Below are 5041 nucleotides of genomic sequence, written 5' to 3'. Positions count from 1 at the left end.
AAAATTTCATATAAGCTAATTTCAGCATCATTAGTCCGCCAGTAAAAGTTCGGAGCTTTTTCGGGATGGGGTGAATTTTCAATTTTTACGAGATCAAAAATTTGATGTGTGGTTAAAGATTGGGTTTCTGGTTGAGGTTTTTCTTTTCGTGAGCAGGATATAAGTAAAGATAGAATTAAAAATAGTAAAAACTTTTTCATGAATTCACCAGCTTTGTTTTAAAACCTTTTCAAGTTCCTCCTTTCGCATATTTGAGATTGCGCAACAGACGAGTTCGTTAGTTCCCCAAATCACGAATGAATCGTCTCCAATTGTGTCATAAATCCATTCACCTTTAAGAATTCTTTTTTTCACATCCTCGTGAAGCTGTGCTGTTTTCAAGGGTGCTTGGTGAAAGAAGATTAATTTATCATTATTTCGGTAGATGAGATTTACGCATTTTGAGTTTTTGGAAGATGAATGGGGGTCTTTAATTGATGCGCCGATAATTTTAAATTCAGGTATTTTCATTATCATCGGCATGAAACTTGCTTTTGAAACAACTTCATTTTTAACATATTCAGGGTCATCGGATAAAATTTCTGGTTTCGCCAGCCCCTGAGCAATTGAGTCAAAGTGATTTATCAAACCCGAAACTTCCTTTGCGATTATTTCTTTTTGGTTCATTTTATGTTCATATATGGAAATGAAAAAAATTGCAACTGCGAGGGTTATTATTACAACCCCAAGCGAAAAAGCAATCTCAAGCCATGGTTTTGGTGAGGGATTTGATATTTGTGAGTTTTTGGGAGATGTGGCGTAACCATTTTGAAGTAATTTTATCTGGGTTAGAACCGTTGTGATGAGTTCATTTGGGACGGGAATTATTTTTACTTTTGATTGAATTGTTTGTTTCGTCTTTTTTTCAAGTTCAAATTCAGTTCTGCAAGTTGCGCATCTCCAGATATGTTCTTCTAATTTTTGTTTTGTTTGTGAGTCAATTTCCTCATTATCAACAAGGGCGCTTAAAAATTCCCTTGTTTGTTTGCAATCCATGGCTCTCACCAAGTTTAATTTTAATCTTTTTCCCGGTCATCTATTTCATAATCTTCTGGTTTACCTTTTATATATCCCTTTTTCTTTGCAAATTCAAATAGCTCTTTTCTTAACATTTTTCTTCCTCTGTGTAATCTTGAGCGAACAGTTCCAATTGGTATATCAAGGAATTTAGCAATTTCCTCATATGTTTGTCCTTCAATATCGGCAAGTATGACAACGGTTCTAAATTCGTCGGGCAATTTGCTGAGGGCTTCTATGACTTCATCTTCAAATATATTTTCAAAGATATGCTCCTGAAGGTCTGATGTTTCAAACGATTCATCACGAACTGTTTCATAGAAGTTTTGAATTTCATCGTAATCAACTTTTCCAGGTTCTTTTGTCGCCTTGCGATACTTATTGATGTATGAATTTTTCATTATCTTAAACAACCACGCTCTTATGTTTGTTCCGGGTTCATATTGATCCCAAAATCTAAATGCTTTCATGTATGTTTCCTGAATTAAATCTTTTGCGTCTTCTTCATTTCCAGTCATACGGTAGGCGAAGTTATAAAGAAACTGCATGTGTGGTATTGCTTCCTCTTCAAATTCTTTCTGCTTTTTCAACAGTTCTTCGTCAGTTAATTTTTTATCCCGTTTTTCCTGTTTGAGTAGGGTTTTTATCTTATCTTTGAGTTTCATAAATCTCAAAGTTATTTTTGCTTTGTTTAATTATAACAAATTTTGCCATCATTATCAATAGGAGCAGTATAAAGGGGCTAAAGCAGAGGTTAATAAAAGTTTGAATTGAGCATATCAATTTTTATTTTAAAATAAAAAGCAAACTTATGAAGGAAGTTTTCTTATTTATAACCGCTATTTTCCTTTTTGCATGTTCGTCGGTTAGAGAGACCGTTGACCCTGGTTTAAACAGGATTTCAGCAGAAAGCATTCGGGAAAACATTTCGTTTCTGGCTTCTGACTCTTTAAAGGGAAGAAATACGCCAAGTCCAGAACTTAATATAGCAGGTGAATTTATCGCTGATAAGTTCAAACAGTATGGGTTGAAACCAGTTAATGGAAGTTATTTTCAAAGAGTTGAGTTTATAAAGGTTGACCTTGGAGATGAAAACTATCTTACTTTATCAAGAAATGGGGAGGATATAGATTTTGAGCTTGGGATTGATTTTGTCCCGTATAATTTTGGTGAGGGTAAAGTTGAAGCAAAAGTTGTCTTTGCAGGTTATGGTATTACAGCAAAGGAGTATGGATATGACGATTACGAGGGGATAGATGTTAAGGGGAAGATTGTAATTGTGTTAAGGGATGAACCGCAGGAGATGGATTCGGCAGGTGTTTTTGATGGGGTTCGTCCGACGAGGTATTCTTTCCCAAGGTATAAGGTTCAAAACGCACTTGAGCATGGCGCAATTGGTGTTATAATTTTGCCAGACCCATTGAATCATTTTGTTTTAAAGCCACGGGGTTATGCGTGGCCGAAAATTTTTAAAAACCTTCCAAGGGCTTCACTTCCGATTCAACTTGCTTATTTGCAGAGAGATTTGATACCTGCGGTTGAAGCTGGGGAGAAGTTTATTAAAGAAATTTTCGGTGATGTTCAGGTTTTAAAAGAAATTCAACGAACAATTGATGAAAATTTAAAACCAAGGTCTTTTGAAATTGAAAATGTAAAGATAAAAATGAAAGTTAGTTTCATTAAGGAGAATACTTACGCAAACAATGTTGTGGGGTTTGTTGAGGGAAGCGATAAAGCGTTAAAAGATGAAATTATAGTTGTGGGGGCACACTACGACCATGTAGGTTATTTTTCGCCTTCTGCGATCGGCTCGTCTGAAAAAGATAGCATTTACAATGGAGCTGACGATAACGCATCTGGAACTGTGGGAATGATGGAAGTTGCAAAGGCTTTTGGATTGGGCAAGGATAAACCGAGGAGAGGTATTCTTTTTATCGCTTTCTGTGGGGAGGAAAAAGGGTTACTCGGTTCAAGATATTATGTTGATAATCCACTTTTCCCGATTGAAAAAACAATCGCAATGGTAAATCTTGATATGATCGGGCGAAACTCAATTGATAGTTTAATTTTGATCGGGTGGAGCTATAGCGAAGATATGAAAAAATTAGTTGAAGAGGAGAATAAAACAATTGGTTTTAGATTTTCTTATGATGGTGAAAAGGATTTTCCAAGAAGTGATCAAGCAAATTTTGCAAGAAAAGGTATTCCTGTTATTTTCTTCCATTCGGGCGAGCATGAAGATTATCACAAGGTGAGCGATGAAACAAGCAAAATTAATTTTTCTAAGATTGAGAAAGTTGCGAGGCTTTGTTATAAGGTGGTTTACAGGCTTGCAAATTCTGAAATAAAGCCGAAATTAAATCAGGATAAGCTTGCAAATTAATTGCAAATCAGTTTTTGTTTTGTTATTTTTATAAAAGTTTTCCCCTACGAAGTTATAATTACTTGCGAAAAGAACAGAGCCAGAGTTAACGCTGAAAATTAAAAACTCATCCAGTCCCCCACCCGTCATCTTTGTGAAGTGCTCAAGCATTTTTTCAACATCAATCAAACACGAAACCCCACCCCTGAACTTACCTTTTGAATCAAAAACTGGATACTCAAGCACAACAGCATCATAACCCTGAACGGCTTTGAAAACAGAGCTCACAACTGGTTTCTTTAACATCAAAAACTTTTTATTATGCTCCTGATAACTCACATCACGCCCAATTGCCTTCGGGTCAACCGGATAGGTGTATCTCAAAATTCCGTTTTCATCAACCCTGCTCACATTCCTTATGTAGTCTGGGAATCTTGGGAAAATCCTTGCATATTTTAAATGAAGCATTGGGATATTAATTTCAATCACATCTTTATCCTCTGAAAGGTCTTTAAGTATTTTAAACGACTCATTTAAGGCAAATTCAATATTGTTCCCGACGCTTCGTAAAAGTTTCTCCTTTTCCCGAGCATATCTTTCAACTTCAAACTCAATATATTTCTTTATCAAGAACGCTTGCAAAAACAACAAAATACCTATAAATGGAATTGATGTCAAAACGAACTTTTTTATCCTTCTAAGCGAAACAAGTTTTATCCTGCCAGAATAAACCCTCTCAACTCCAGAGATAATTTGATCCAAATACCTCAAGGTAAAAAGTAATGTGAAGAAAGCAACATATAAAGCGATGACAACACTCACTGCAGACATAAGCATACGAGCGGTAAAAAGCCATGAAGGTAAAACCTCAAAAGCCACAAAAGTAAGATAAATCAAAGGTTCAATCAGAAAATAAAAACTCAAGATTTTCAAAACATTTGCTTTACTTCTCATCTCTGGCACCATGCCAGCAATCAAGGCAATTGAAGTGAATATTCCCCACAGCGAAACAGAACTAAAACCATAGAAAAGAGCCCCAACCTTCCAAATTAAGGTTCTTTGAATTTTAAAGTAAATCGGAAGGTAGTAAAAAACGAGGAAAACAAGAGAAAGAAAGACAACCCATTTGATAATTTTGTTTATCTCCTCACTCAAATTTTGAGATATATTTTCGCCAACCTTGTTTATGCCCCACAAAGCAAAAATTAACCCAATCCAGAAGACAATCGTCGCTATAGATGCTTCGTAATCATAAAGATACTCAAAGAATAAAACTAAAATAAAAACCTGAAAGGAAGCAACGAAGGTCAAAATCAAAGCGAAAAAGAGCTGAAAAAAACCAGAAGGCACCCTTTTTCTATCCCAGATTTTATAGGCAAGATACACTAATGTCACTGTAGGAAAGAAAGAGAAAACAAAATTTAAAATCTGGCTAAGCAACCTTAACCCAAAAAACATTTCTTTTAAAATGGGAGTAAATTTTCAGAGCAGAGGGGGGAAAAGGGGTGTAAAAAGAAAAAAAAAAAGTCGGAAATATAAAAGAAAAGAAAGAAAAAGGATAATTGATAATTTTTTTTTTTTCAAGCAGAAGACGGCATACGAGATCTGATCGTGACTGGAGTT

The 5041-nt window shown here is 35.4% G+C and carries 4 protein-coding genes and 1 pseudogene; 1 reads left to right on the top strand and 4 read right to left on the bottom strand.

Going from position 1 to position 5041, the window contains the following annotated elements; all coding sequences use genetic code 11:
- From AT685_RS08515 to AT685_RS00320, 3 genes and pseudogenes are all read right to left on the bottom strand, one after another.
- Nucleotides 1-200, bottom strand: a pseudogene (locus tag AT685_RS08515) (hypothetical protein); the annotation flags it as partial.
- A gap of 4 nt (nucleotides 201-204) precedes the next feature.
- Nucleotides 205-1035: an anti-sigma factor family protein gene (locus tag AT685_RS00325; RefSeq protein WP_072151084.1), complete on the bottom strand. Its 831-nt coding sequence runs from the start codon at nucleotides 1033-1035 to the stop codon at nucleotides 205-207.
- 20 nt (nucleotides 1036-1055) lie between these two features.
- Complete coding sequence (locus tag AT685_RS00320) at nucleotides 1056-1721, bottom strand: sigma-70 family RNA polymerase sigma factor (protein ID WP_072151083.1); 666 nt, start codon at nucleotides 1719-1721, stop codon at nucleotides 1056-1058.
- A gap of 146 nt (nucleotides 1722-1867) precedes the next feature.
- Here AT685_RS00320 and AT685_RS00315 point away from each other — a divergent pair, with 146 nt between their 5' ends.
- Nucleotides 1868-3439, top strand: a complete 1572-nt coding sequence (locus AT685_RS00315) for a M28 family peptidase (protein WP_072151082.1) — start codon at nucleotides 1868-1870, stop codon at nucleotides 3437-3439.
- Here the strand turns inward: AT685_RS00315 and AT685_RS00310 are convergent.
- The gene (locus AT685_RS00310; protein WP_143713050.1) at nucleotides 3413-4804 is read right to left on the bottom strand and encodes a cache domain-containing protein; all 1392 of its coding nucleotides are present in this window, start codon (nucleotides 4802-4804) and stop codon (nucleotides 3413-3415) included. The genes AT685_RS00315 and AT685_RS00310 overlap by 27 nt on opposite strands.
- Nucleotides 4805-5041: the final 237 nt, after the last annotated feature.

Source organism: Candidatus Kryptobacter tengchongensis, assembly GCF_001458555.1.
GTDB lineage: Bacteria > Bacteroidota > Ignavibacteria > Kryptoniales > Kryptoniaceae > Kryptonium > Kryptonium tengchongense.
Note: the sequence above shows the minus strand (reverse complement) of the source record. Positions and strands in the feature narration are given on the sequence as shown.

Excerpts from the sequence above, each read along its gene's own strand:
- AT685_RS00325 (WP_072151084.1), bottom strand. The coding sequence starts at position 1,035 with ATGGATTGCAAACAAACAAGGGAATTTTTAAGCGCCCTTGTTGATAAT.
- AT685_RS00320 (WP_072151083.1), bottom strand. The coding sequence starts at position 1,721 with ATGAAACTCAAAGATAAGATAAAAACCCTACTCAAACAGGAAAAACGG.
- AT685_RS00315 (WP_072151082.1), top strand. The coding sequence starts at position 1,868 with ATGAAGGAAGTTTTCTTATTTATAACCGCTATTTTCCTTTTTGCATGT.